The organism is Pseudomonas sp. BP8 (genome assembly GCF_017875955.1).
Lineage (GTDB): Bacteria > Pseudomonadota > Gammaproteobacteria > Pseudomonadales > Pseudomonadaceae > Aquipseudomonas.
Genome location: NZ_JAGINK010000001.1, coordinates 737543 through 761693 on the forward strand (window position 1 = coordinate 737543; position 24151 = coordinate 761693).

Here is a 24151-nt window from a genome sequence, read left to right on the forward strand (position 1 = left end):
CGCGACCATCATGATCAGACTATCCAACCTCACTTTACAGCGTGGTCCGCAGCGCTTGCTAGATGGCGCCGAGATGACCCTGCACGCCGGTCATAAAGCCGGCCTCATCGGTGCCAACGGTGCCGGCAAATCCAGCCTGTTCGCCTTGCTGCGCGGTGAGCTCACGCCCGATGGCGGCGATTGCCAGCTGCCCGGCGACTGGCGCATCGCGCACATGCGCCAGGAGGTCGACACCCTCGACCGGCTGGCAGTGGACTATGTGCTCGATGGCGACATTCGCCTGCGCAAGGTCCAGGCCGAGCTCGCCGTGGCCGAACAGGCCCACGACGGCACCGCCCTGGCACGCCTGCACAGCGAGCTGGAAATCGCCGACGGCTATACCGCCGATGCGCGTGCGCGCAAGCTGCTGGCCGGGCTTGGCTTCAGCAACGAGCAGATGGACCGCCGTGTCGGGGACTTCTCCGGTGGCTGGCGGATGCGCCTGAACCTGGCGCAGGCATTGATGTGCCCCTCCGACCTGCTGCTGCTCGACGAGCCGACCAACCACCTCGACCTCGATGCCATCCTCTGGCTAGAAGACTGGCTCAAGGGTTATCCGGGCACACTGCTGCTGATTTCTCACGACCGCGACTTCCTCGATTCGGTGGTCGACCACGTACTGCATGTCGAGCAGCGCAAGCTGACCCTGTACAAGGGCGGCTACACCGCCTTCGAGCGGACCCGCGCCGAACGTCTGGCCCAGCAGCAACAGGCCTACGAGAAGCAGCAGGCGCAGCGCGCGCACATGGAAAAGTACATCGCCCGCTTCAAGGCCCAGGCCACCAAGGCCCGCCAGGCGCAGAGCCGGATCAAGGCCCTGGAACGCATGGAGGAGCTGTCGGCGGCGCATGTCGATTCGCCGTTCGACTTCGTCTTCCGCGAATCCGAGAAAATTTCCAGCCCGTTGCTCGACGTCTCCGAGGGCCGTCTCGGCTACGGCGACAAGGCTGTGCTGGAGAAGGTCAAGCTGCAGCTCACCCCGGGCGCGCGGATCGGTCTGCTCGGCCCCAACGGTGCCGGCAAGTCGACCCTGATCAAGAACCTCGCCGGCGAACTGCAGCCGCTCAGTGGTCGCCTGGTGCGGGGCGAGAACCTGTCCGTGGGTTATTTTGCCCAGCACCAGCTCGACTCGCTGGACGATAAAGCCAGCCCGCTGCTGCACCTGCAGCGGATCGCTCCGACGGAGCGCGAGCAGACCCTGCGCGACTTCCTTGGTGGTTTCGACTTCCACGGTGCCCGCGCCGAAGAGCCCGTGCTGAACTTCTCCGGTGGCGAGAAGGCGCGACTGGCCCTGGCCCTGATCGCCTGGGAGCGGCCGAACCTGCTGCTGCTCGACGAACCAACCAACCACCTCGACCTGGAAATGCGCCTGGCCCTGACCATGGCCCTGCAGGAGTTCAGCGGTGCGGTGGTGGTGGTCTCCCACGACCGTCACCTGCTCAAGAGCACCACTGACGACTTCCTGCTGGTGGCCGACGGCAAGGTCGACACCTTCGATGGCGATCTCGACGACTACAGCCGTTGGCTGATCGATTACCGCCAGCGCAATGCGCCGGTCAGCAGTGCGCCAGTCAATCCGGACAAGACCGACAAGAAGGCCCAGCGCCAGGCTGCCGCCGCTTTGCGTCAGCAACTGGCACCGCACAAACGCGCCGCCGACAAGCTGGAAGCCGAGCTTGGCCAGGTACACAGCCAATTGGCCGAGATCGAAACGGCGTTGGGCGACAGTGGTATTTACGAAGCGGCCCGCAAGGACCAGCTGCGTGAGCTGCTGGCCCGCCAGAGCAAGCTCAAGCAGCGCGAAGCCGAGCTTGAAGAAGCTTGGATGGAAGCCCTGGAGTTGCTCGAGAGCATGCAGGCCGAGCTCGAGGCGCTGTCCTGATGGAGGAGCTGCAGGGGCTGCTGCCGGGGCAATGGATGGACGCGCTGTGGATGGGTCTGCAGATCCTGTTGATCCTCGTTGCGGCGTTTGTCCTGCAACGTTTCGTGGCACGTTGCCTGAGCCGCCTGGGCGAGCGCTATCCGCTGCCGCCGGAGTTGCTGGTGCCGGTACGCGGTGGCTTGCGCTGGCTGATCATGGGCAGTGCGCTGCTGTTCGTGCTGGAGCGCCTGGGCGTTTCGGCGACCGTGCTATGGACCGCGCTGTCGGGCTTTGTCGCGGTGGCGGCGGTGGCGTTCTTCGCCATGTGGAGCGTGCTCTCCAACCTGCTCTGCGCGGTGCTGATCTTTACCGTCGGGCCGTTTCGCATTGGTGATGTGGTTGAACTGGTGGAAACCCTCGACAAGCCAGGCGTCAAAGGCCGGGTCATCGCTATCAACCTGCTGTTCACCACGCTGATGGAAATGCCTGACGCTGGTGGTGCGCTGGTGCAGGTGCCCAATAGCCAGTTTTTCCAGAAGTGCGTGCGGCGCTGGCGGGGTACGGAGGTGCCGGTGGCTGGGAAGGATGTGGCGGTTTCTGCTGATTGAGGTTTTTCACGGGGTGTTGGGGGGGCTGGGGCTTGTAGGTTGGGGGCTTATCCATTTGATGTGGTGAATTTTCGGGCCCCTTCCGCCCTTACGGCGGGTCACTTTTTTTCTTGGAAAAAAGTAACCAAAAACCGCTTGCTCCTGCATCCGGCCCTCCGCTTCGCTCCGGGTTCCCTCGCTCCGGTCTTGCTCCGGGAGGACCGCGCTGTACGGCCCATCCTGGGCCTCAGCGCTTTCCGGCCATCCATGGCCTCCACCTCCCTGCGCAAGACCTCCACTCGGCCTCCTGAAGTCGCTGGCAGATCAAGAGCCAGATCAAGATCAACAGCCAGGGCAACGGCAGGCGAATCGCTGCGCTCTCGCTTTGTTTATTTACCAGCGGATTTGTGGTGTGGCTGGCAGGGCTGCGCTCTGCGATTTGCATTGGCAGTACCGGCCTCTTCGCGGGGCAAGTCGGATCGCCGCACCGCCGCCCCTACAGGATTTGCGCCGATTTTGAATTCAGCGCTGTACCTGTAGGAGCGGGCTTGTCCCGCGAAGAGGCCCGAATATCCACCACACCTGCCACTATCGAAGACAACGCCAACCCAGACGCCGCCCGTAACTTCGCGACTTCAGGAGGCCGAGTGGAGGCCCTCCCGCCGTAAGGGCCATCCCTTTCAAGGTGTTCCGAAATTGCGCTTGGCTTGAGATCGCCGGGGCCGCTATGCAGCCCTTTCGCGACACAAGGCCGCTCCCACAGGGATAGCGCATGTCTCAAGAACGGTGCGGTTCGCCCTTGTGGGAGCGGCCTTGTGTCGCGAAAGGGGTGCGCAGCGCCCCCGGCTCACTCAAGCAAGACCAAATTTCAAAGACCTTGAAAGGGATGGCCGTAAGGGCGGAAGGGGCCAGTGGCGCCACCACATCAAATGGATAAGCCCACAATTCTTAAGCCAGCCCGCCCGCGATGCGCTGCGCTGCCGGCGCTCGATCTTGAGGGCGCAACAAAACCTGAGGCTAGCCCCCCCCCGGCACGCCACGCTCCTCAAACACCCTCCAAAAAATTTATCTGGTCATTTTTTCATCCACCTCGTAGCTTAATGTTTTGCAACAAATGCATGAGCGAGGTGTTCGATGTCGATGGAAGCGTGGTTGGCCTTTTTTGCCGCGTGCTGGGTGATCAGCCTGTCGCCGGGGGCAGGGGCTATTGCCTCGATGTCCAGCGGCCTGCAGTACGGTTTCTGGCGCGGTTACTGGAACGCTCTGGGCCTGCAACTGGGCCTGATCGTGCAGATTGCGGTGATTGCCGCCGGTGTTGGTGCCATCCTCGCCGCGTCCGCCACCGCCTTCCAGGTGATCAAGTGGTTTGGCGTCTTCTATCTGGTCTACCTGGCCTACAAGCAGTGGCGTGCGTTGCCCATGGACATGAGCGACGAGTCAGGCATTCGGCCCATCGGCAAGCCGTTGAGCCTGGTGTTCCGCGGTTTTCTGGTCAACGTCAGCAACCCCAAAGCACTGGTGTTCATGCTGGCGGTGCTGCCGCAATTCATTGATCCGCACCAGGCCTTGTTGCCGCAGTATCTGACCATCACCGTAACCATGATCAGTGTCGATCTGCTGGTGATGGCCGGGTATACCGGGCTGGCGTCGCGGGTGCTGCGGATGTTGCGCACGCCCAAGCAGCAGAAGCGTCTGAACCGGACCTTTGCCGGGCTGTTCATCGGTGCCGCAACCTTCCTCGCGACCCTGCGCCGCGCGCCGCTCTGAGCCATTTTCGAGGAAGCCTTGATGGCCTCTTCGCGCGGCAAGCCCGCCCCTACAGCAGCCAGCCTATGGATCACCGCCAGCCCTGTAGGAGCGGGCTTGCCCCGCGAAGAGGGCCTCACGGCTGGCGATCAACCAACCCCTTGAGCAAATCCATCGGCATTGGAAAGACGATCGTCGAGCTCTTGTCCCCGGCAATCGAGCCCAACGTCTGCATATACCGCAGCTGCATTGCTCCCTGCTCCCTGCCAAGCATCTGCGCCGCCTGCATCAGCTTCTCCGACGCCTGTAACTCGCCTTCGGCATGAATCACCTTGGCCCGCCGCTCACGTTCGGCCTCAGCCTGGCGGGCGATGGTCACCGCGCCGACCACGAAAGCGACAATGCCGCCGAGGCCAACCACGCCAAAGCTGGGCAACAACACTTCAGCGAGCATCAACGCGACGCCGAGCAGGATCAGCGCCAGTCCGGCATAACTCACCGTTGCCAGCGATACTGCAGCACCCGCAGCCTGCCCACTCGGACAAGTGCCGAGCACCAGCAACAGCAGCATGCAGCGCCAGCAACGAGCGATCACCTGTCGTCACCTCAGCAAGGTGTATAGCTGAAGTTTAGCCGTGCCCAGCGCCCCAAGGCCTAAACTTGAAGAGGGGGGCAAACTGGAGGTGCATCATGCGTATGGCCAAGACCCTGCAGCAACGCCTGGACCAGGCCAGCTGCGACTACGACATCATTTCCCACCCACATTCAGCCACCAGCCTGGAGTCGGCACGCACAGCCGGCGTACCGGCCGAGCGCGTGGCCAAGTCAGTACTGCTCGACGACCGCCGCGGCAACTACCTGATGGCCGTGCTGCCGGCCAATCGGCACCTGGACATGAGCAAGGTGCGCATGACCGGTGCCTGGCAACTGACCCGCGAAAGCGGCCTGCCGAGCCTCTTTGGTGACTGCGAGCGCGGCGCTGTGCCTGCGCTTGGCGACGCTTATGAGATAAAAATGCTACTCGACCCGACCTTGACCCGCCAAGGTGATGTCTACCTTGAGGCAGGTGATCACGATCACCTCATCCACATGAGCATGGAGCAGTACCTGAAGCTGGTGCCCAACGCCGAAGTGCGCGAGCTTTGCTGATGATTCCCAACCCTGCCGGGCCGGCGTCGTGGACGGCCTGCCTGGCATTACGGAGGACACCATGGACGCACCGAACCATCCTTTTTCCGATATTTTCAAACAGCTGGGCCTGGCTGACGATCCGGTCGAGATCGATCGCTTCATTACCTCTCATTCGCCGCTGGACGACGGCGTCAAGCTGGTTGATGCGCCGTTCTGGAACGATTCGCAACGTGAGTTCTTGAAGGAAAATTATATCGCCGACTCTGATTGGATCGTCATGATCGATCAGCTCAACGAGGCCCTGCACGAGGACAAGAAATAAAGCGCCGAGCGGCACCTGATGGGTGATTTGGTCGTTGCTATGCTCAGGTAAAACAATAAGGGGATAGCGTGATGAAAGATCCCTATGCACCGGGTTTCTGGTGCACCGTGACGATCCTGGGCACCCTGACCGCTGGCTACTTCTACGGTATCCGGCACATCCATCAGATGAATCAGGCGGTGCAGTTTCTCTACGCCGCCGCTGCGGTTACCGCGGCGGTGGCGCTCTGCGGCCTGACGTGGATCGCCTGGCAGCAGCTGCACCTGAACAAGCGGGAACTGGTTCAGGGCCGCACGTTGGTCACCATCTGGAACACCAAGGTCGCCTTGCGGCGGGTCGAGACCGTCTTTGATCGTTACTTCTGGGGCAGCTACTGGCACTCCGGGCGTACCTTCGAGGAGGTCATGGGTGAACTCAAGGGGACGCCGCTGGAGCAGTGCCTGGATGCGCTGAAGTGCCAATGCCGCGAACTCGATCAGCAGATCCACGACCCTCACCACCACTGGCTGGCGTTTGCCCGCGACCTTTCCAGCGTGGCCACGGCGATGGCCCGCGAGCGCTATCAGCTCGACCTCGGCGACCTGCCCGAGGGCAGCAGGGGCGGCACCGCTGTACTCAATCGGGACCTTGAAGTGCTGGTCTACACCTGGTCGGCGCGTCTGCGCAGCTTCGATCATCAGCTGGACGAGCTGGAGAGCGCCTACCACTGATCACTCGCCGCGGATGTACTGCTCCAGTTGGCGGATCAGGCTGGCCTGCTCGGCGATGGTTTCCTTGACCAGGTCGCCGATCGACAGCAGGCCGAGCAGCTTGCCGTCGCTGACTACTGGCAGGTGGCGCAGGTGACGGTCGGTCATCAGGTTCATGCAGTCGTCGAGGCTTTTCTTCAGGTCGACGGTGATCACCGTCCTGGTCATGATCTCGCTGACTGGTGTGGCGGCCGAAGAGCGCCCCTTGAGCACCAGCTTGCGGGCGTAGTCACGTTCGCTGACGATCCCCACCACCTGATCGTTCTCCACCACCGGCAACGCGCCGACGTTTTTCTCCGCCAGCATTTTCAGGGCCTCGAGCACCGACTGATCAGGGCCGATGGTGTACACGGTCTGATGCTGGGACTTGGTTTTGAGGATTTCTTCGACGGTTTTCATACGGGCCTCTGCGGGTGGGTAATGCGCGTCTGTGAGTAAATAAAGCATCAGCCAGGATGCTCTGCACGGCAACGCGAAAAACGGCATGGACCTGATTGAAAAACGCCATGACGGTTAAACCGCAGAAACGAAAAAGCCCCGGGAAATCTCCCAGGGCTTTTTCAGGGTATGGCGCACTCGGCGGGATTCGAACCCACGACCACTGCCTTCGGAGGGCAATACTCTATCCAGCTGAGCTACGAGTGCAACGCGGCGCAATAATACCCATCTTGGCCAATGACGTCCATCGCCTTGATCTGGGGGATGTTTTCTCTGCCCGTTGAACTGGGTAATAGCGGCATCCAGCCAGACTGCTGGGGGCGCTGCGCGCCCTTTCGCGATACAAGGCTCTCACAGGGACCATGCAGACCTGAAGCTGGCACGGCCCCTGTGGGAGCGGCCATGCGTCGCGATTTGAGGGCGCAGCCTCGCCTTGCACCGATCGAAAATCAGACGAGGTGTTCAACCACTCGTTCTTTTTTTCGAACAGCCTATTGTCCAAGACCCAACAGACCCTTAGGATTCGTTTGAGATTTCAAACGCGCGATGCCCCGCGATGGCAGTTTCCCTGCAGGGGCGCTTATTCAACAATCAATAATTCGCCCCGTGCGCGCACGGTGCTCAAGGGAAGCCGACATGCAGCTCAAAGACGCTCAGTTGTTCCGCCAGCAAGCCTTCGTCAACGGTGAATGGCTGGATGCGGACAACGGCCAGACCATCAAGGTGACCAACCCGGCTACCGGCGAAGTCATCGGCACCGTGCCAAAGATGGGCGCCGCTGAAACCCGCCGCGCCATCGAAGCCGCCGACAAGGCCCTGCCGGCCTGGCGTGCCCTGACCGCCAAAGAGCGTTCGAACAAGCTGCGCCGCTGGTTCGAGCTGATGATCGAGAACCAGGACGACCTGGCTCGCCTGATGACCACCGAGCAAGGCAAGCCTCTGGCCGAAGCCAAGGGCGAAATCGCCTATGCTGCTTCGTTCATCGAGTGGTTCGCCGAAGAAGCCAAGCGCGTCTATGGCGACACCATCCCGGGCCACCAGCCTGACAAACGCCTGATCGTCATCAAGCAGCCCATCGGCGTTACCGCGGCCATCACCCCGTGGAACTTCCCGGCAGCGATGATCACCCGTAAAGCCGGCCCGGCCCTGGCCGCTGGCTGCACCATGGTCCTCAAGCCTGCTTCGCAGACCCCGTACTCCGCCCTGGCCCTGGCCGAGCTGGCGACCCGTGCCGGCATCCCGGCTGGCGTGTTCAGCGTCGTCACCGGCAGCGCTGGCGACATCGGCACCGAGCTGACCGGCAACTCGATCGTACGCAAGCTGTCCTTCACCGGCTCGACCGAAATCGGTCGTCAGCTGATGCAGGAATGCGCCAAGGACATCAAGAAGGTTTCCCTGGAGCTGGGTGGCAACGCCCCGTTCATCGTGTTCGACGACGCCGATCTGGACAAGGCTGTCGAAGGCGCGATCATCTCCAAGTACCGCAACAACGGCCAGACCTGCGTCTGCGCCAACCGTATCTACGTGCAGGACGGCGTCTACGACGCGTTCGCCGAGAAGCTCAAGGCCGCTGTGGCCAAGCTGAAGATCGGTAACGGCCTGGAAGACGGCACCACCACCGGTCCGCTGATCGATGGCAAGGCTGTCGCCAAGGTTCAGGAACACATCGAAGACGCCATCAGCAAAGGCGCCAAGGTGCTCTCCGGTGGCAAGCTGATCGAAGGCAACTTCTTCGAGCCGACCATTCTGGTCGACGTGCCGAAGAACGCCGCCGTGGCCAAGGAAGAGACCTTCGGCCCACTGGCGCCGCTGTTCCGCTTCAAGGACGAGGCCGAAGTCATCGCCATGTCCAACGACACCGAGTTCGGCCTGGCCTCGTACTTCTATGCCCGTGACATGAGCCGTGTGTTCCGTGTTGCCGAGGCCCTGGAATACGGCATGGTCGGGATCAACACCGGTCTGATCTCCAACGAAGTTGCACCGTTCGGCGGCATCAAGGCTTCGGGCCTGGGCCGCGAAGGTTCCAAGTACGGTATCGAGGACTACCTCGAGATCAAGTACCTGTGCATCAGCGTCTGATTTAGCAGCAAGGTTTTTACCTCTGCCAGCGGGGCGCGAGAGCGACGTCTCGCTGGTCTTTTTTACATCGCAGCACCTGGTGGCCAGGGCGTTCACGCCAGTCGATCAACGAATACTGATCGTGAACACATCCAGCCACCCCCGAATAAAAGCGCCGTCAGCATCGGCGCGAATGAGGGCATTATGAGCAAGACCAACGAATCCTTGATGCAACGTCGTGTCGCCGCCGTCCCACGTGGCGTTGGCCAGATTCACCCGATCTTCGTCGAATCGGCGAAGAACGCTACCGTGATCGACGTTGAAGGCCGCGAACTGATCGACTTCGCCGGCGGCATCGCTGTACTCAACACTGGCCACCTGCACCCGAAAGTGGTTGCAGCTGTGCAAAAGCAGCTGACCAAAGTCAGCCACACCTGCTTCCAGGTGCTGGCCTACGAGCCCTACGTAGAGCTGTGCGAGAAGATCAACGCGCTGGTCCCAGGCGACTTCGAGAAGAAGACCCTGCTGGTCACCACCGGCTCCGAAGCCGTTGAAAACGCCGTGAAGATCGCCCGTGCCGCCACTGGCCGTGCCGGCGTGATCGCCTTCACCGGCGGCTACCACGGCCGTACCATGATGACCCTGGGTCTGACCGGTAAAGTCGTGCCGTACTCGGCCGGCATGGGCCTGATGCCAGGCGGCGTGTTCCGTGCCCAGTTCCCCAACGAACTGCACGGCGTGAGCATCGACGAGTCGATCGCTTCCATCGAGCGCATCTTCAAGAACGACGCCGAGCCGCGTGACATCGCTGCAATCATCATCGAGCCGGTTCAGGGCGAAGGTGGTTTCATCCCGGCTACCAAACCGTTCATGCAGCGCCTGCGCGCCCTGTGCGACCAGCACGGCATCCTGCTGATCGCCGACGAAGTACAGACCGGCGCTGGCCGTACTGGCACCTTCTTCGCCATGGAACAGATGGGCGTCGCGCCTGACCTGACCACCTTCGCCAAGTCCATCGCTGGCGGTTTCCCGCTGGCCGGTGTGTGCGGCAAGGCCGAGTACATGGACGCCGTTGCTCCAGGCGGCCTGGGCGGCACCTACGCCGGTTCGCCGATCGCTTGCGCCGCGGCCCTGGCCGTGATCGAAGTGTTCGAAGAAGAGAAACTGCTGGACCGCAGCAAAGCTGTTGGCGAGCACCTGGTGGCTGGCCTGAAGCAGATTCAGGACAAGCACCCGATCATCGGTGACGTGCGTGCCCTGGGCTCGATGATCGCTGTTGAAGTGTTCGACGCCGCTGGCTCGCACACCCCTAACGCTGCTGCCGTCAACCAAGTGGTTGCCAAGGCGCGTGACAAGGGTCTGATCCTGCTGTCTTGCGGTACCTACGGCAATGTCCTGCGCATCCTGGTGCCGCTGACTGCTGAAGACACCCTGCTCGACAAGGGCCTGGCGATCATCGAAGAGTGCTTCGCTGAACTTGCCTGAAAAGTGTGAAACGCGTTAGAAAAAAACCCGCCTAGGCGGGTTTTTTTATGCCTATTGCTCGCGTCTGGCGCTATGGTTAGCCGATGGACATGCCTTGGAAGCTGCAACGGATTGCGTGTCAGGATTACTCAGGAGTTGACCATGAGCGCTGCAGACCCCACCCCGCCTTGCGTACTGATTGCCGAAGGCGACCCCTGGGTGCGTGACATGTTGCGCGAAACCCTGCTGAGCGTGCGCTGCGATGCGCGCCTGCAGATTTGCGCCGACGGCTCGCAGGCGCTCAGTGCACTGGCGAGCAAACCTGACCTGATCATCGCTGCCCGCGAACTGGGCGGTATCGATGGCCTGGAGCTGCTGCGCAAAGTGCGCAGCAAGGGTGAAAAACCGGCTTTGCCGTTCATTCTGCTGAGCGAACGCAGCGACAGCGCCAGTGTGCGCGAAGTGTTGCCATTGCATCCCACCGAATACCTGAGCAAACCGCTCAACCTCGACAAGCTGCGCAAGCGCTTGGAAACCCTGCTCATTGCCGGTGGTGAAGAGGTCGCTTGCCCGGTGCCACCCTTGCAGCCGGGGGCGAAGCTGCCGGCGTTTCTCGAACAACGCCGGGCCAGTGCCGATGGCGGCCCGCTGCTGGCCGATGTGCAGGTGGCGATCAAGCGCGCGCTCAATCCGCAGGGCCTCAACCTCAAGGTGTTGGAAGAGGAGGTGCGTAACGATCCGCAGATCACCGGCGTGTTGATCGCTGCGGCCAACAGTGCCGCGATGCACCGCGAAGCGCCGGTGCAGACTCTGCTGCAGGCGCTGAACAAGCTCGGCAGCACGCAGAGCATGAACCTGATCCTGGGCCTGACCCTCAAGCGCAGTGCCCGCCTCAGCGATCCGCTGCTGGCCCGGCATGCTGCGCATTACTGGAATTTGTCGCTGCACACCGCCGAGTACGGTCACACCCTGGCGCGCATGCTTGAAGTGGATGAGGGCCGTTGTTATTGCGCGGGGCTGTTGCATTGTCTGGGTGATCTGGCGGTGTTGCGCTGCCTGCAGGAGTGGCGCCTGGCCGGTGGCGAGCTGGATGAACAGCAGGTGCAGGCGGCATTGGATGATTTCGGTGCGCCGTTCGGCTCGGCCCTGCGCACCCGCTGGCGCTTGCCGCTGACCTTGCGTGAGTTGATCGCCGCGGTTTACCAGTTGGGTGGCGGCGTGTATTCGCGCGAAATCCTGGCGATGAGCCTGGCCGGGCAGCTGGCGCGGTTGCCGGCGGATCAAGGGCTGGAGAAGGTCGCGAGCAACAAGACCGCGCGTTTGCTCAAGCTTGGATTGCCGGAGTTGAGCCGTTTGCGCAAGGTACAGAACCCAGCGGCCAAGCCTGCCGAACCTGCGGCTGACAGAGACGAGCAAGGCCCGGCGAGCCAGTGAGGCGACCGCCGCTCCTACGGGGTTCCGCTAAATCAATGAGATGTCGGCTTAATCCTGGCCCCTGTAGGAGCGGGCTTGCCCCGCGAACACCGGCGCAGCCAGTGCCATACATCATCATTGTCTGGGTTGGCCTCTTCCCGGGACATGTCGTGTAAGACCTTTCTGAACTCGAAACCAAATGCTTCTGCATGATTATGCTTAGGAATTATCCTACGAGTCTTGCGGAAGCAGCGCTGTTGTCGGGCAAACCCCTCAGGGATAACTTCACCGGGTCGCTTTGTTCTGGCGACCGGGTGTGAGAACCCGACAACACAAGCTGCGGCAGTTTTATGGCGGCCGTGCGCGGGCAGACTTCGGTCTGGCCGGGTTTCTCTTGTGTCTCGGTTTCTCACCCTGTGCACGGCTGCCACCCTTCGTTCCGTGAGAAAGGACGCCAGTGGTGGTTATCTCAAACCACACGAGAGTTCTGACCATGAAAAAGATCGTCCCCGATCCACCCCTCACCCCACCCGTTTCCTACTTCTCGATCATCAGCGGTCTCGCCGGCGAAGACGCGCTGGCTGCCTCCGGCACGCTGATGGACTTGCTCAATCGAAACCTCGAATCCTACCTCTGCTCCGAGCAGGTTGATGTGGGTGATTTCCGCCTCGAAAATGCCCAGATACTGTCGCAGATGCTTTGCGTCCTGGTGGCGCACGCCAGAGCGGAAAAGGCGCTGCGCACATGACTGACTTTTCGCTGCAGGCGCGCACTGTGGGGACAGAACCTTTCATGGAGCTGTTTCGAGTGCGTGAAGACATTCCGCTCGACCACGCTTTTTCCGAGTTGTCGGTGTTGCTGGGATGCATTCGGCATCTGGCGACCGAAGCGGAGATGGAGGGTGATCGGCTGGCGGGGAGTGCGGTGCGGATTCTCAGCGGGTTCGCCAAGGCGCTGATTGATGACATGGAGCTGGGGATGAACAGGGCTTTGGATCAGCGTTGACTTATAGATTGCCGGGGCCGCTTAGCGGCCCTTTCCGACCGGTCCGGCGCTTTCAAGATGGTCTGACCGGATTGCAGCAGGCGAACGGATCGTATCTGGAGGTGATGCCGGTGAGGGCTGCGCCCTCATTTCGCGACACAAGGCCGCTCCCACAAAGGCCGCGCATACCTCAAGACTGGTGCTGTGTTTGTGGGGCCTTTTGAACAGCCCCAGGCTCAGCCGCGCACGATCTGGTTCTTGCCTTGGCGCTTGGCCTGGTACATCGCGGCATCCGCTCGGGCGAACAGGCTGTCGAGGCTGTCGTCTTCAGCGCTCAGCCCGGTGAGGCCCTGGCTGACCGTCACGCCGTAGGTCTGCTCCCCATGGCTGAAACTCAAGCGCTGAATCTCGCGCTGCAATCGCTCGGCAATCTGCTCGGCCACCTCGGCCGTGCAACCGGGGAACACCGCAGCAAACTCTTCGCCGCCAATGCGCCCGAACTGATCACCCCGGCGCAACACCGCCTTGCCACTGTCGGCAATACGCTGCAGCACCTGGTCACCTTCCTGATGCCCGTAGCTGTCGTTGATCACCTTGAAGTCATCAATATCCAGCAGCAGGAAGGCCAGCGCCGAGCCCTTTTCGCGGGCCGTTTGAAAGGCCTGCTCGGCACAGTCGAAAAAGTGCCGGCGGTTGCTGCTCTGGGTCAGTACGTCAGTGGTGGCCAGGCGCTGCAACTCGCCTTCGAGCTGTTTCTTGTCGGTGATGTCTTCGGCAATGCCGACGATGATCACCCGGTCTTCACCTTCGCGCTGGTGATTGATGAAGCACTTGTCGCTCAGCCAGCGCACCTCGCCCTGGCCATTGATGATGCGGTACTCGCGGTCTTCCACCGCACCCTGGACCAGCACTTTGGCCATGCTCTGCTCGGCATACTCAAGGTCGTCCGGGTAGATGCTGTCGCGCCACTCGTTGTAGTCGGCCATCACTAGGCTTACCGAGCGACCAAAAATGCGCTCGAAGGCAGGGCTTACGTAGAGCACCTGGCGGGTTTCCCAGTCGAAGGCCCACAGCACGGCGTTGACGCTGTCGAGCAGGGAGCTGAACAGCTGCTCGCGTTCGCTCAGGCGAGCCACTTCGCCTTGCGCGTGAAACAGCGCAAGCAACGTTTGAGCGGCTTCGGGAGGGCGGTAACTGGGCGGCGTGGGTGGATTTTTATTGGCCATGAGCACGGAGTAATTCTCGGCTGGAAGCGTGCGGCCACAATCCGGCCCGCCACGCAGGCGATATGGCGGATTTGAGTAAAAACAGGGGGTGAAGTTCCGGATGGCACGCCCCAATATGGGGCGTGCCGATCAAAGGCGATCAGGCGGTAGGGCGCAGGGAATAGGTCTTGAGCTGGGCGGCAAAGTCGCGCAGCGACTGGATGCCACTGGCTTCGGCCTCATGCACCCAGTCCTTCATGGCGGCGAGCATGTCATGGCCGTTGGCGCTGGTACGCACCCAGATCTGCTGCAATGCGAGACGCTTTTCGTAAATGATCTTGAGCGACTGGCTGTGTGAGAGCATCGACTCGATGCGCACGTGATGGCGGTCTTGCAGCAGGCTGGTTTCGCGCGACAGCAGACGCTTGGCGCGGCGGAAGCGATGGCGTACAGAGGCGTCGACCTTGTCCAGCTCCTGCTTGACCAGCGGCGCAATCACCAGCTTGCGGTACTGGGCCATGATCTGGAAACGGTTGTTGAGGATCGCCATGGCGGTGTCCATGTCCAGGTTGGCCTTGCCTTCGACTCGATGGGCGATCGGCGCCACGCGCTGCACCTTGGCCAGGCGCAACAGGCTCAGCAGGCGTATCCAGGCCCAGCCCATGTCGAACTCCCAGCGCTTGACCGACAGCTTGGCCGAGTTGGGGTAGGTGTGATGGTTGTTGTGCAGCTCTTCGCCGCCAATCAGGATGCCCCACGGCACCAGGTTGGTGGCGGCGTCGCGGCATTCGAAGTTGCGGTAGCCGACTGCATGGCCCAGACCATTGACCACGCCAGCAGCCCACACCGGGATCCACATCATCTGGATGGCCCAGATGGTGATGCCGATGGTGCCGAACAGCAGCAGGTCGATCACTGCCATCAGGGCGATGCCGCCCAGCTTGTAGCGCGAGTAGAGGTTGCGCTCGATCCAGTCATCCGGGCAGTTCTTGCCGTAGATGCGCAAGGTCTCGGGGTTGCGCGCCTCTTCGCGGTAGAGCTCGGCGCCCTTGCGCAGTACCGTGCCCAGGCCCTTGAACAGCGGGCTGTGCGGGTCATCGGCGGTTTCGCACTTGGCGTGGTGCTTGCGGTGGATGGCAGTCCACTCGCGGGTATTCTGCGCCGTGGTCAGCCACAGCCAGAAACGGAAGAAGTGCTTCAGCCCGGCGTTCAGCTCCAGCGAGCGATGCGCCGAATAGCGATGCAGGTAGATCGTGACGCTGATAATGGTCACGTGAGTCATCAGCAGGGTGACCGCGACCAGTTGCCAGGCCGACAGGTCGAGTAAACCGTAGTACCACATAGGTGTAAAAGCCCTCGGAAAAACGGGGGAAACAGCGCTTTGCATTATCCCTTGGCGGGGAAATAAAACCAGAGCCCTGCGTCGACAGCATTGGCCTTATCCCGTACCAAAGCCAGCGCCATGATGGCGTCGGAGCCAATGTGGCAGCGGCTTGACGCGCGATAAGGCATTTCGACATTACTGAGCAAATTCTGCACCAGGAATGCGTCACGCCATGTTTCCACCCTTATAATGCCCCATCTTTTCTTAAGGGCATCCCCACCCGACATGTCTGTTTCCGTTCGCGACGCCTTGCGCATGGCCGCGCTCTATGTGGTGTTCTCGATTCTCTGGCTGGTGCTGACCGAGCAGCTCCTGCAGCAGTGGGCCGACAGCCCGCTGGCGGTGACCTTGGGGCGCGGCATCAACCTCCTGGTGTGGGTGCTGTTCAGCGCCTTGCTGATTTTCATCTCGCGTGCGCGCCTGTTGAACTTCATCGGTATCGGCGCACAACTGCGCAACGAGGACCGCGAGCGCCTGCGCATGGCAGCAGCGGTGTTCGACACCACCCTGGAAGGCGTGTTGGTGACCGATCGCAGTGGGCTGATCGTGCACGTCAACCGGGCGTTCATGCGCATCACCGGCTACCAGCAGGACGAGGTCATCGGCCAGCGTCCGAGCAAGTTCAAGTCGGGCCGCCATGGCCCGCCGTTCTATCAGCAGATCTACACCGCACTGGAGGCCAATGGCCAATGGAGCGGGGAGATCTGGAACCGGCGAAAAAACGGTGAGATCTACCCGCAATGGCAGACAATCTGCGCCATTCGCGACGATAACGGTGAGCTGACCCACTATGTCGCGGTGTTCAGCGACATCAGCGCGATCAAGCACTCCGAGCAGGAACTGGCTTACCTCGCCCACCATGACCCGCTGACCGGCCTGCCCAACCGGCTCCTGTTCAATGACCGTGCCGAGCAGGCGCTGGCCGTGGCCCAGGCCAACAAGCGCGGCTGTGGCCTGTTGCTGCTCGACCTCGACCACTTCCAGAGCATCAACGACGGCCTCGGCCACACCATCGGCGACCAGTTGCTCAAACAGGTTGGTGAGCGCCTGCGCCTGATCCTGGGCAATGGCGTCACCCTGGCGCGGCTGGGCGGCGACGAGTTCGGCGTGCTGCTGGAGAACTGTCAGCAGGTTGGCCAGGCCGCGACCGTGGCCCAGGACATCATTGAACGCATGCGCGAGCCTTTCAGTTTCGAGGAGCATCGGCTGTTCATCAGTGTCAGCGTTGGCATCGGCCTGTTCCCCAGCGATGCGTTGAGCGCCGAGCAGCTGTTGCGCAACGCCGACGCGGCGTTGTTCAAGGCCAAGACCAATGGCCGCGCCTGCTATGCGCTGTACACCGAGGAGTTGACCGCACACGCCCAGCATCGGGTCGAGACCGCCAGCGAGCTGCGCCGGGCACTGGAGCAGGAGGAGCTGCGGGTGTTCTTCCAGCCAGTGCATGAACTGGCCAGCGGCAGGCGCATCGGCTTCGAAGCGCTGGTGCGCTGGCAGCATCCGCAGCGTGGCCTGGTACCGCCGGGTGAGTTCATCCCGATTGCCGAGCGCACCGGGTTGATCGCCGAGATCGATGCCTGGGTGTTGCGCCAGGCGTGCCGGCAGATGGTCCAGTGGCAGGCCGAGGGGCATGAGCTGGAGTTTGTGGCGGTGAACATCTCCAGCCGGCTGTTCGGCCAGCGTGAGTTGTATCGGCAGGTGGCGCAGGTGCTCGACGAAACGGGCCTGGATCCGGCGCTGCTGGAGTTGGAGGTCACTGAAAGCGCGGTGATGGAAGACCCGGAGGTGGCACTGGAGCAACTGCACCGCTTGCGTGAGCTGGGCTTGCGCCTGGCGATCGATGATTTCGGTACCGGCTATTCATCACTGTTGCGGCTCAAGCGTTTGCCGGTGCAGAAGCTCAAGATCGACCAGGGGTTTGTGGCCGGGTTGCCGGGCGATGAGGATGACATTGCCATCGTGCGGGTGATCATCGCCCTGGCGCGGAGCATGGGCATGCAGGTGCATGCCGAAGGGGTCGAGCAGGCGGAGCAGGCGCAGTTCCTGTTGGCGCAGGAGTGCCAGTTGGGGCAGGGCTATTGGTTTGGTCGACCGGTGCCGGCAGGGGATCTGCGCTGGGACTGAGCGCCAAGCATTCAGCGCTTGTTCAAGCCCTTCGCCAACCGATCGCCGCCCAGCTGAATCACCGCCACCAGCGCCACCAGCATGACGATCACGGTCAGCATGATCTGGCTGTCGAAGCGTTGATAGCCATAGCGGTAGGCAATGTCACCCAGCCCGCCCGCACCAATCGCCCCGGCCATCGCCGATGAGTTGATCATGGTCACCAAGGTAATCGTGAAACCACCGACGATCCCCGGCAGCGCCTCTGGCAGCAGGACATGCCAGACAATGTGCCAGCGCCGGCAGCCCATGGCCTGCGCAGCTTCCACCAGGCCGTGATCGACCTCGCGCAAGCTCACCTCGGCGATCCGTGCAAAGAATGGCGTGGCGGCAATCGTCAGCGGCACGACGGCGGCCCACACCCCGTAGGTGGTGCCGACGATCAGCCGGGTGAACGGGATCAACGCGACCATCAGGATCAGAAACGGGATCGAACGGAACAGGTTGACGAAGGCGCCCAGCACCCGGTTGAGCAGCGGCGCCTGGTAGATCCCGCCTTTGTCGCTGGTCACCAGCAGCACCGCCATCGGCACCCCCAGCAGCAGCGCGATCAGCGATGACACACCCACCATCAGCAGGGTATCCAGCAACCCTTGCAGCAGTCGATCAACCCACATAACCCAATACCTCCACGTCATCAGCCCAGCGCCGGGCGCGTTCCAGCAGTTGGTGCGACTCATGCGCCGAGCCGCGCACGGACAGGATCAACCGCCCCAGCGCGCGCTCGCCGATGGTCTCGACCCCGCCCTGGAGCAGCTTGACCTGCCCGCCGAGGTCCTTGAACAGCCCCGACAATTCCAGCTCGCCGATCACCACCAGCTTGAGCACTACCGCCGCATCGCGGCTGCCGGGGCTGGCGCGCAAGGCGTCTTGCACTGCGGCGGGCAGCTTGGCCTGCAGCGGTGCGAGCAAGGTCCGGGTGACCTCATGCTGGGGGCTGCCGAACACTTGCCAGACCTCGCCCTGCTCGACCACTGCGCCGCGCTCGAGCACCACCACCCGGTGGCAGATGTCGCGGATCACCGCCATCTCGTGGGTGATCAGCACCACGGTGAGGCCCAGCCGCTGGTTGATCTCGCGCAGCAGCTCGAGGATCGAGGCGGTGGTTTCTGGGTCGAGCGCCGAGGTGGCCTCGTCGCACAGCAGAATCTGCGGATCGTGCACCAGCGCCCGGGCAATGCCGACGCGCTGCTTCTGCCCGCCGGACAACTGTGCCGGGTATACATGGTGTTTGTCCGCCAGGCCAACCAGCTGCAGCAGCTCACGGACCTTGCGCTGGCGTTCGGCCTTGGCCACGCCGGCGACTTTCAGCGGCAGTTCGACGTTCTGCCAGACCGTCTTCGCCGACATCAGGTTGAAGTGCTGAAAGATCATGCCGATGCGCCGGCGCAGTTCCACCAGGCGGTCTTCGTCGAACGGGGCGATGTCGGTCTGGTCGATCAGCACGCGGCCTTCGCTCGGCTGCTCAAGGCGGTTGATGGTGCGCAGCAGCGATGACTTGCCGGCGCCGCTGCGGCCAATGATGCCGAAGATCTCGCCGCGACGAATGTTCAGGTCGATCCCCTGCAACGCAGGCTGGGCCTGGCCGGGGTAGGTCTTGCCCAGGCCGATGAAGCGCACATGGGCCTGGTTGATCTCCGGGCGCAGGGCCTGCTCGCGGCCGGGCGGCGGCGTGGCGTCAGTGGTGGGCGCCCTGAGGGCGCTGGCGCTGCTCATGTCAGCCTTCCCAGCCGGCCTGGTAGAGGCTGCCATGGGCTTTGTTCAATGCGGCGCGCACGGCCGGCGAATGCTGGTAGATGTCGACGAACTTGGCCAGCCGTGGGTCGTCCTTGGTTTGCGGGCGGATGACGAACTGGATCACGTATTCCTTGTTTTCCAGGCCGTCGAAGAGCAGCGCCGAGGTGGCGTCAAAGGTGCTCGCCAGGCGGATGTAGGCCGGGTAGCCCTGCACCAGGTCAGCGTCGTCATAGGCGCGCACCAGTTGCACGGCCTCGACCTGAAGAATCTTCAGCTGCTTGGGGTTGGCGACGATATCGTCCTCGGTGGCCTTGTAGCCGACGCCGGGCTTGAGCTCGATCAAGCCGGCCTTGGCCAGCAGCTGCAAGCCACGGCCGCTGTTGATCGGGTCGTTGGCGATGGCCACGCTGGCGCCTTCGGGCAGCTCGGCGAAGCTTTTGTACTTTTTCGAGTACAGGCCAACGTTGTTGATGATTCCGGGCTTGTACGGCACCAGGTCGAATCCGGCAGCGGCCTTGGCGTTTTCCAGGAAGGGGATGTGCTGGAAGTAGTTCACGTCGATGTCGCCACTGTTGAGGCTGACATTGGGGGCGATCCAGTCACTGAACTCGATCAGCTTCACCTCCAGACCTTGCTTGTGTGCTTCTTCGACCGCCGCTTCCAGCGGGATGGCGAAGGCCGAGGTGGTACCGATCTTCAGTGGCTCGGCGGCCAAGGCATGGGCGCCGATGGCAAGGGACAACACGGCGGCCGCGACGGGCCGGAACAGTTTATCAAGCATGGTGCAGGGCTCCAGTCGGGGCGGGGGACGTGTAAGTGGCGCGGTACGTGGCGCCGGGATGGTCGGCGGGCAGGTGTGGCTGGCCGCTGGCGAAGAGTTTTTCGCGCAGGCTGCCGGCTTGGTAGGCGGTCTTGTAGCGACCGCGTTGCTGCAATTGAGGGACTACCAGGTCGATGAAGTCCTCGTAGCTTTCCGGGGTAACGGTGCGGGTCAGGTTGAAGCCGTCCAGGCCGGTCTCGTCGATCCAGGCGATCAGGTCGTTGGCGACCTGCTCGGGTGTGCCGACCAGGGTCACGTAGCGCCCGCCAAGGGCGTGCTGTTCGAGCAGGCGGCGGCGGGTCCAGGCGCTGTCTTGCAGTTGGCGGGTGGCCGACTGGATGGCGTTGCCCTTGGCAAAGCCGATCGGTTCGTCCAGGCCGTAGGCGGCAAAGTCGATGCCGGTAGAGCTGGCGAAGTGGGCGACACCGGCTTCGGGGCTGGCGTAGCGGATGTACTCGGCGTGCTTGGCGTGAGCCTCCTGCGCGGTGGGCGCGACGATCACGGTGATGCCCATGAACACCTTCACCGCCTGCGGGTCGCGGCCAGCGGCCTGGGCGGCGGCGCGCACCTTGTCGACCTGGGCGCGGGTGGCGGGTTTGTCCTGGCCACTGATGAACACGCATTCGGCATGGTTGCCGGCAAAGGCCAGGCCGCGCGGTGAACTGCCGGCCTGGAACAGCACCGGCGTGCGTTGCGGCGAGGGCTCACAGAGGTGATAGCCCGCGACCTTGTAGAACTCGCCCTGGTGCTCGACCTTGCGCACTTTGTCTGGCCGGGCATACACCCGCTGCGCGCGGTCTGCGATCACGGCATCGTCGTCCCAGCTGCCTTCGAGCAGCTTGTACAGCACCTGCAGGTATTCCTCGGCCTGGTCGTAGCGGCGGTCATGCTCGGGCTGCTGCTGCAGGCCCATGGCGCGGGCGGCGCTGTCGAGGTAGCCGGTGACGATGTTCCAGCCGACCCGGCCGTTGCTCAGGTGATCGAGGGTCGAAAGCCGCCGGGCGAACAGGTAGGGCGCCTCGTAGGTGAGGTTGGCGGTCAGGCCGAAGCCCAGGTGTCTGGTCACGGCGGCCATGGCCGAGACCAGCAGCAGCGGGTCGTTGACCGGCAACTGGATCGACTCTTTCAGCGGCACGTCGACCGATTGCCCGTAGACATCGTAGGTGCCGACGATGTCGGCGATGAACAGGCCGTCGAACAGGCCGCGTTCGAGCAGCTTGGCCAGGCTGGTCCAGTATTCCAGCGTCTTGTACTGGGTCGAGGTGTCGCGCGGGTGCGTCCACAGGCCGTGGTTGATGTGGCCGATGCAGTTCATGTTGAAGGCGTTGAGGAGGATCTGCTTGCTCATCAGATCGTCCCCCGGCGTGGTGGATTGACCTCATTGAGGTAGTAGTTGCCGATGGCGTGGTACTTCCAGCGCACCGGGTCGTGCAGGGTGTGCACGCGAGCGTTGCGCCAGTGCCGGTCAAGGTTGTGCTCGGCCAGCGTGGCTTGGCTGCCGGCCAGCTCGAACAGGGTGGTGCCGGCGGCCAGGGAGATCTCGGTGCTGATCGCGCGGGCTTCGGCAACGGCGATGGAGGCGGCGGCAACGTTGTCTGCGGTGCTGTCGGCGCGGGCGCGGTCGAGGTATTCACCGGCGCGTTCGAGCAGGGCTTCAGCGGCGTGCAGGCGGATCGACAGCTGGCCGAAGCTCTTCAGCGTCAGCGGGTCGTCGCTGGCTTTGTCGAGGCCGGAGTCGACCCACGGCCGGCTGCGGCTGCGGACGAAGTGCAGGGCGTCTTCGAAGGCGGCGCGGGCGATGCCGGTATCGATCGCCGCATGGAGGATCTGCGCCAGCGGGCCGACCGTGGTCGGGCGCTCGAAGGCGCTCTGGAATGGCACCACGTCGTCGGCAGCAACCCACACGTTGTCGAACACCACCGAGCCACTGCCGGTGGTGCGCTGGCCGAAGCCGCTCCAGTCGTCGATCACTTGCAGGCCTGGGCTGTCGGCGGGGACGAAAGCCAGTTGCTGGACGCCGTCGTCGTCTATCACCGAGGTGGGGATGCGTTGGGCATAAAGGGCGCCGGTGGAGTAGAACTTGCGGCCGTTGATGCGATACCCGGCGCCGTCGCGGCTGAGGCGGGTGGTGCGGTCGTGGGCGGTCTTGGTGCCTAGTTCGGCCAGGGCGTTGCCGAAGCGGCGGCCGGCCAGTACTTCGGCGTAGAGGCGCTGCTGTTGCGCGGGGCTGGCGTTGACCCGCAGCACTTCCAGGGCATAGAAATGGTTTTGCGGGATCTGCCCCAGCGAGGCGTCGGCCTGGGCGATGCGGGCGATGACCTGGGCCAGGGTGACGTAGGACACGCCGGCGCCGCCGAAGGTCTTGGGGACGCTGATGGCCCACAGGCCGGAGCGGCTGAACAGCTCGAGTTCGGCGTGGGGCAGGCGGCGTTCGCGGTCGCGTAGAGCGCTGTCGCGGCGTAGTAGTTGGGCGACTTGCTCGGCGACGGCCAGGGCTTGGGCGTCACTGGTGATGACTGATGCGTTCATGCTGTTCTCCGGTGCACGGGGGCCGCTGTGCGGCCCTTCGCGGGACAAGCCCGCTCCTACAGGGTCAGCGCAGATCTGACGATCGATGCTGTACCCGTGGGAGCGGGCTTGCCCCGAAGGGCGCGCAAGCGGCTTAGGGCGCCTACTCAGATCCAGGAATGGCGGGCGGGACGGGTGCCGTTCAGGTGCCAGGCACCCACCGCGTGATACTTCCAGCGCACCGGGTCGTGCAGGGTGTGCACCCGCGCGTTGCGCCAATGCCGGTCGAGATTGAACTCGGCCAGCGTGGCCCGGCTGCCGGCCAGCTCGAACAGCTTTTCGCTGGCCTGCAGGGCGATTTCGGTGGTCAGCACTTTGGCCTCGGCCACGGCAATCGAGGCGCGCGCTGCGGCGTCATCGTCGATGTCGCCGGCATTGACCTCATCGAGCACCCGCGCGGCCTTGCGCAGCAGCGCTTCAGCGGCATGCAGCTCAAGCTTGAGCCGGCCGATGTCGGCAATCACATAGGGGTCATCGCTGGCTCGCTCGACGTTGGCGTCGATAAACGGCCGGGATTTTTCACGCACGAACTGGATGGCTTCATCGATGGCCGCCTCGGCGATACCGGCGTCAATGGCGGCCTGGATCAACTGCGAGGCGGCGCCCTGGATATTGGCCCGGTCGCGCTGGCGCCAGTTGTCGATCACCAGCTCGGCGTCGACCGGCACGTTATCCAGCAGCACCGTGCCGCTGGCGGTGGTGCGCTGGCCGAAGCCTGACCAGTCATCGACGATGCGCAGGCCTGGGCTGCCACGGCGGACGAACGCCAGGCGCTGACGGCCTTCGTCATCCAACGCCTTGACCGCCACCCAATGGGCGAACAGGGCGCCGGTGGAGTAGAACTTCTCACCGCTGATGCGATAGCCGTCGCCGTCGCGGCTGATTCGCGCCTTGAGGGTCAGGGTGTCCTTGGTGCCACGTTCGGGGCCGGCATTGCCGATCCGCCAGCCGTCGAGCACGGCGCTGAAGATCAGCGCCTGCTGGGCCTCGGTGGCGGTCAGGCGCAGCAGTTGGAGCATGCCGAACTGGTTCTGCGGGATCTGCCCCAGGGCCGGGTCGGCGGCGCTGATCAGGCGGAACACTTCGGCGACGGTCGCGAACGACACGTCAGGGCCGCCAAAGGCTTTCGGCACACTGATGCTGCCCAGGCCGCTGCGGGTGAACAACTCGATCTCGGCCCAGGGCAGTTTGCGCTGCTGGTCGCGTTTGGCGGCCTGCTGGCGGGCGATGTCGGCCAGCTCGCGGGCGGCTTGCAGGGCTTCGGCGTCGTTGCGCAGGACCTTGGCCGGGAGCAGCAATGGCGAGCTGTCGAGATCGCTGGCGAATTGGGTTTCTGGCTGGCTGGACATCAGTACCGCTCCTTGGCTGTACTCAATGCCCTGGCGTTATGCACTGGGGTGATTGTGATCCTGACCATTCCTTACCTCACAAATTGGCGGTGTCGCTTGGGGTGGTGGCGACAAACGTTTGCTGGTCCGGTGGTCC

At 63.1% G+C, this 24151-nt stretch carries 21 protein-coding genes, 1 tRNA gene and 1 pseudogene; 12 read left to right on the forward strand and 11 right to left on the reverse strand.

Annotated elements, in window-relative coordinates:
* The first annotated feature begins 10 nt into the window (after positions 1-10).
* The 3 genes from J3B00_RS03260 to J3B00_RS03270 all read left to right on the forward strand — a co-directional run bounded on the left by J3B00_RS03260 (position 11) and on the right by J3B00_RS03270 (position 4254).
* Positions 11-1921: an ATP-binding cassette domain-containing protein gene (locus J3B00_RS03260; protein WP_209863681.1), complete on the forward strand. Its 1911-nt coding sequence runs from the start codon at positions 11-13 to the stop codon at positions 1919-1921.
* Complete coding sequence (locus J3B00_RS03265; RefSeq protein WP_209863684.1) at positions 1921-2508, forward strand: mechanosensitive ion channel family protein; 588 nt, start codon at positions 1921-1923, stop codon at positions 2506-2508. Before J3B00_RS03260 ends, J3B00_RS03265 begins: the two co-directional genes overlap by 1 nt.
* A gap of 1113 nt (positions 2509-3621) precedes the next feature.
* A complete protein-coding gene (locus J3B00_RS03270) occupies positions 3622-4254 on the forward strand; it encodes a LysE family transporter (protein ID WP_209863687.1) in 633 nt (210 codons plus the stop codon).
* A 115-nt stretch (positions 4255-4369) separates the two neighbouring features.
* On the opposite strand, the pseudogene J3B00_RS03275 reads toward J3B00_RS03270, so the two are convergent.
* Positions 4370-4624: pseudogene (locus tag J3B00_RS03275) on the reverse strand (slipin family protein); the annotation flags it as partial.
* A 299-nt stretch (positions 4625-4923) separates the two neighbouring features.
* On the opposite strand from J3B00_RS03275, the gene J3B00_RS03280 reads away from it, so the two are divergent.
* The 3 genes from J3B00_RS03280 to J3B00_RS03290 all read left to right on the forward strand — a co-directional run bounded on the left by J3B00_RS03280 (position 4924) and on the right by J3B00_RS03290 (position 6396).
* Complete coding sequence (locus tag J3B00_RS03280; protein ID WP_209863699.1) at positions 4924-5382, forward strand: YbaK/EbsC family protein; 459 nt, start codon at positions 4924-4926, stop codon at positions 5380-5382.
* Positions 5383-5443: 61 nt separating this feature from the next.
* The gene (locus tag J3B00_RS03285) at positions 5444-5686 is read left to right on the forward strand and encodes a DUF2789 domain-containing protein (protein ID WP_209863702.1); all 243 of its coding nucleotides are present in this window, start codon (positions 5444-5446) and stop codon (positions 5684-5686) included.
* Positions 5687-5757: 71 nt separating this feature from the next.
* Positions 5758-6396: an NADH:ubiquinone oxidoreductase subunit N gene (locus J3B00_RS03290; protein ID WP_209863705.1), complete on the forward strand. Its 639-nt coding sequence runs from the start codon at positions 5758-5760 to the stop codon at positions 6394-6396.
* Here J3B00_RS03290 and J3B00_RS03295 read toward each other — a convergent pair whose 3' ends face one another.
* Together J3B00_RS03295 and J3B00_RS03300 are read right to left on the reverse strand one after the other, a co-directional pair.
* A complete protein-coding gene (locus J3B00_RS03295; RefSeq protein ID WP_209863708.1) occupies positions 6397-6834 on the reverse strand; it encodes a CBS domain-containing protein in 438 nt (145 codons plus the stop codon). It abuts the gene before it with no gap.
* 169 nt (positions 6835-7003) lie between these two features.
* Positions 7004-7080: transfer RNA gene (locus J3B00_RS03300), tRNA-Arg, on the reverse strand.
* 429 nt (positions 7081-7509) lie between these two features.
* Here J3B00_RS03300 and gabD point away from each other — a divergent pair.
* From gabD to J3B00_RS03325, 5 genes are all read left to right on the forward strand, one after another.
* On the forward strand, positions 7510-8952 hold the full coding sequence (gabD, locus tag J3B00_RS03305; protein WP_209863712.1) for an NADP-dependent succinate-semialdehyde dehydrogenase: 1443 nt from the start codon (positions 7510-7512) through the stop codon (positions 8950-8952).
* 183 nt (positions 8953-9135) lie between these two features.
* Positions 9136-10416 (forward strand): 4-aminobutyrate--2-oxoglutarate transaminase, encoded by a 1281-nt coding sequence (gene gabT / locus J3B00_RS03310; RefSeq protein ID WP_209863715.1) that lies wholly within the window; start codon positions 9136-9138, stop codon positions 10414-10416.
* Positions 10417-10557: 141 nt separating this feature from the next.
* The gene (locus J3B00_RS03315) at positions 10558-11829 is read left to right on the forward strand and encodes a response regulator (RefSeq protein WP_209863730.1); all 1272 of its coding nucleotides are present in this window, start codon (positions 10558-10560) and stop codon (positions 11827-11829) included.
* A 472-nt stretch (positions 11830-12301) separates the two neighbouring features.
* Positions 12302-12556 (forward strand): hypothetical protein, encoded by a 255-nt coding sequence (locus tag J3B00_RS03320; protein WP_209863733.1) that lies wholly within the window; start codon positions 12302-12304, stop codon positions 12554-12556.
* Positions 12553-12813, forward strand: coding sequence for a DUF3077 domain-containing protein (locus J3B00_RS03325; RefSeq protein WP_245362477.1), 261 nt, complete (start codon positions 12553-12555; stop codon positions 12811-12813). Before J3B00_RS03320 ends, J3B00_RS03325 begins: the two co-directional genes overlap by 4 nt.
* 215 nt (positions 12814-13028) lie before the next feature.
* Here J3B00_RS03325 and J3B00_RS03330 read toward each other — a convergent pair whose 3' ends face one another.
* The gene (locus J3B00_RS03330; protein ID WP_209863736.1) at positions 13029-14018 is read right to left on the reverse strand and encodes a sensor domain-containing diguanylate cyclase; all 990 of its coding nucleotides are present in this window, start codon (positions 14016-14018) and stop codon (positions 13029-13031) included.
* A 139-nt stretch (positions 14019-14157) separates the two neighbouring features.
* A complete protein-coding gene (gene desA / locus J3B00_RS03335; RefSeq protein ID WP_209863738.1) occupies positions 14158-15339 on the reverse strand; it encodes a delta-9 fatty acid desaturase DesA in 1182 nt (393 codons plus the stop codon).
* A 267-nt stretch (positions 15340-15606) separates the two neighbouring features.
* On the opposite strand from desA, the gene dibA reads away from it, so the two are divergent.
* Positions 15607-17502, forward strand: a complete 1896-nt coding sequence (gene dibA, locus J3B00_RS03340; RefSeq protein WP_209863741.1) for a phosphodiesterase DibA — start codon at positions 15607-15609, stop codon at positions 17500-17502.
* Positions 17503-17513: 11 nt separating this feature from the next.
* Here the strand turns inward: dibA and J3B00_RS03345 are convergent, their stop codons facing one another.
* From J3B00_RS03345 to J3B00_RS03370, 6 genes are all read right to left on the reverse strand, one after another.
* Positions 17514-18158 carry a methionine ABC transporter permease gene (locus J3B00_RS03345; protein ID WP_209863744.1) on the reverse strand — a complete coding sequence of 215 codons (645 nt, stop codon included), beginning with the start codon at positions 18156-18158 and terminating at the stop codon, positions 17514-17516.
* Positions 18148-19257, reverse strand: a complete 1110-nt coding sequence (locus tag J3B00_RS03350; protein WP_209863747.1) for a methionine ABC transporter ATP-binding protein — start codon at positions 19255-19257, stop codon at positions 18148-18150. The genes J3B00_RS03345 and J3B00_RS03350 overlap by 11 nt, the downstream gene beginning before the upstream one ends.
* 1 nt (position 19258) lies before the next feature.
* The gene (locus J3B00_RS03355) at positions 19259-20059 is read right to left on the reverse strand and encodes a MetQ/NlpA family ABC transporter substrate-binding protein (RefSeq protein ID WP_209863749.1); all 801 of its coding nucleotides are present in this window, start codon (positions 20057-20059) and stop codon (positions 19259-19261) included.
* A complete protein-coding gene (locus tag J3B00_RS03360; RefSeq protein ID WP_209863752.1) occupies positions 20052-21446 on the reverse strand; it encodes an LLM class flavin-dependent oxidoreductase in 1395 nt (464 codons plus the stop codon). Before J3B00_RS03360 ends, J3B00_RS03355 begins: the two co-directional genes overlap by 8 nt.
* On the reverse strand, positions 21446-22627 hold the full coding sequence (locus tag J3B00_RS03365; RefSeq protein WP_209863755.1) for an SfnB family sulfur acquisition oxidoreductase: 1182 nt from the start codon (positions 22625-22627) through the stop codon (positions 21446-21448). Before J3B00_RS03365 ends, J3B00_RS03360 begins: the two co-directional genes overlap by 1 nt.
* 146 nt (positions 22628-22773) lie before the next feature.
* On the reverse strand, positions 22774-24015 hold the full coding sequence (locus tag J3B00_RS03370) for an SfnB family sulfur acquisition oxidoreductase (RefSeq protein ID WP_209863757.1): 1242 nt from the start codon (positions 24013-24015) through the stop codon (positions 22774-22776).
* Positions 24016-24151: the final 136 nt, after the last annotated feature.

Coding starts and splice junctions, on each gene's coding strand:
- J3B00_RS03315 (WP_209863730.1), top strand. CDS start 10,558: ATGAGCGCTGCAGACCCCACCCCGCCTTGCGTACTGATTGCCGAAGGC.
- J3B00_RS03270 (WP_209863687.1), top strand. CDS start 3,622: ATGTCGATGGAAGCGTGGTTGGCCTTTTTTGCCGCGTGCTGGGTGATC.
- gabD (WP_209863712.1), top strand. CDS start 7,510: ATGCAGCTCAAAGACGCTCAGTTGTTCCGCCAGCAAGCCTTCGTCAAC.
- J3B00_RS03295 (WP_209863708.1), bottom strand. CDS start 6,834: ATGAAAACCGTCGAAGAAATCCTCAAAACCAAGTCCCAGCATCAGACC.
- J3B00_RS03345 (WP_209863744.1), bottom strand. CDS start 18,158: ATGTGGGTTGATCGACTGCTGCAAGGGTTGCTGGATACCCTGCTGATG.
- J3B00_RS03330 (WP_209863736.1), bottom strand. CDS start 14,018: ATGGCCAATAAAAATCCACCCACGCCGCCCAGTTACCGCCCTCCCGAA.
- J3B00_RS03370 (WP_209863757.1), bottom strand. CDS start 24,015: ATGTCCAGCCAGCCAGAAACCCAATTCGCCAGCGATCTCGACAGCTCG.
- J3B00_RS03365 (WP_209863755.1), bottom strand. CDS start 22,627: ATGAACGCATCAGTCATCACCAGTGACGCCCAAGCCCTGGCCGTCGCC.
- J3B00_RS03285 (WP_209863702.1), top strand. CDS start 5,444: ATGGACGCACCGAACCATCCTTTTTCCGATATTTTCAAACAGCTGGGC.
- J3B00_RS03350 (WP_209863747.1), bottom strand. CDS start 19,257: ATGAGCAGCGCCAGCGCCCTCAGGGCGCCCACCACTGACGCCACGCCG.
- dibA (WP_209863741.1), top strand. CDS start 15,607: ATGTCTGTTTCCGTTCGCGACGCCTTGCGCATGGCCGCGCTCTATGTG.
- J3B00_RS03360 (WP_209863752.1), bottom strand. CDS start 21,446: ATGAGCAAGCAGATCCTCCTCAACGCCTTCAACATGAACTGCATCGGC.
- J3B00_RS03320 (WP_209863733.1), top strand. CDS start 12,302: ATGAAAAAGATCGTCCCCGATCCACCCCTCACCCCACCCGTTTCCTAC.
- desA (WP_209863738.1), bottom strand. CDS start 15,339: ATGTGGTACTACGGTTTACTCGACCTGTCGGCCTGGCAACTGGTCGCG.
- J3B00_RS03260 (WP_209863681.1), top strand. CDS start 11: ATGATCAGACTATCCAACCTCACTTTACAGCGTGGTCCGCAGCGCTTG.
- J3B00_RS03290 (WP_209863705.1), top strand. CDS start 5,758: ATGAAAGATCCCTATGCACCGGGTTTCTGGTGCACCGTGACGATCCTG.
- gabT (WP_209863715.1), top strand. CDS start 9,136: ATGAGCAAGACCAACGAATCCTTGATGCAACGTCGTGTCGCCGCCGTC.
- J3B00_RS03280 (WP_209863699.1), top strand. CDS start 4,924: ATGCGTATGGCCAAGACCCTGCAGCAACGCCTGGACCAGGCCAGCTGC.
- J3B00_RS03325 (WP_245362477.1), top strand. CDS start 12,553: ATGACTGACTTTTCGCTGCAGGCGCGCACTGTGGGGACAGAACCTTTC.
- J3B00_RS03355 (WP_209863749.1), bottom strand. CDS start 20,059: ATGCTTGATAAACTGTTCCGGCCCGTCGCGGCCGCCGTGTTGTCCCTT.
- J3B00_RS03265 (WP_209863684.1), top strand. CDS start 1,921: ATGGAGGAGCTGCAGGGGCTGCTGCCGGGGCAATGGATGGACGCGCTG.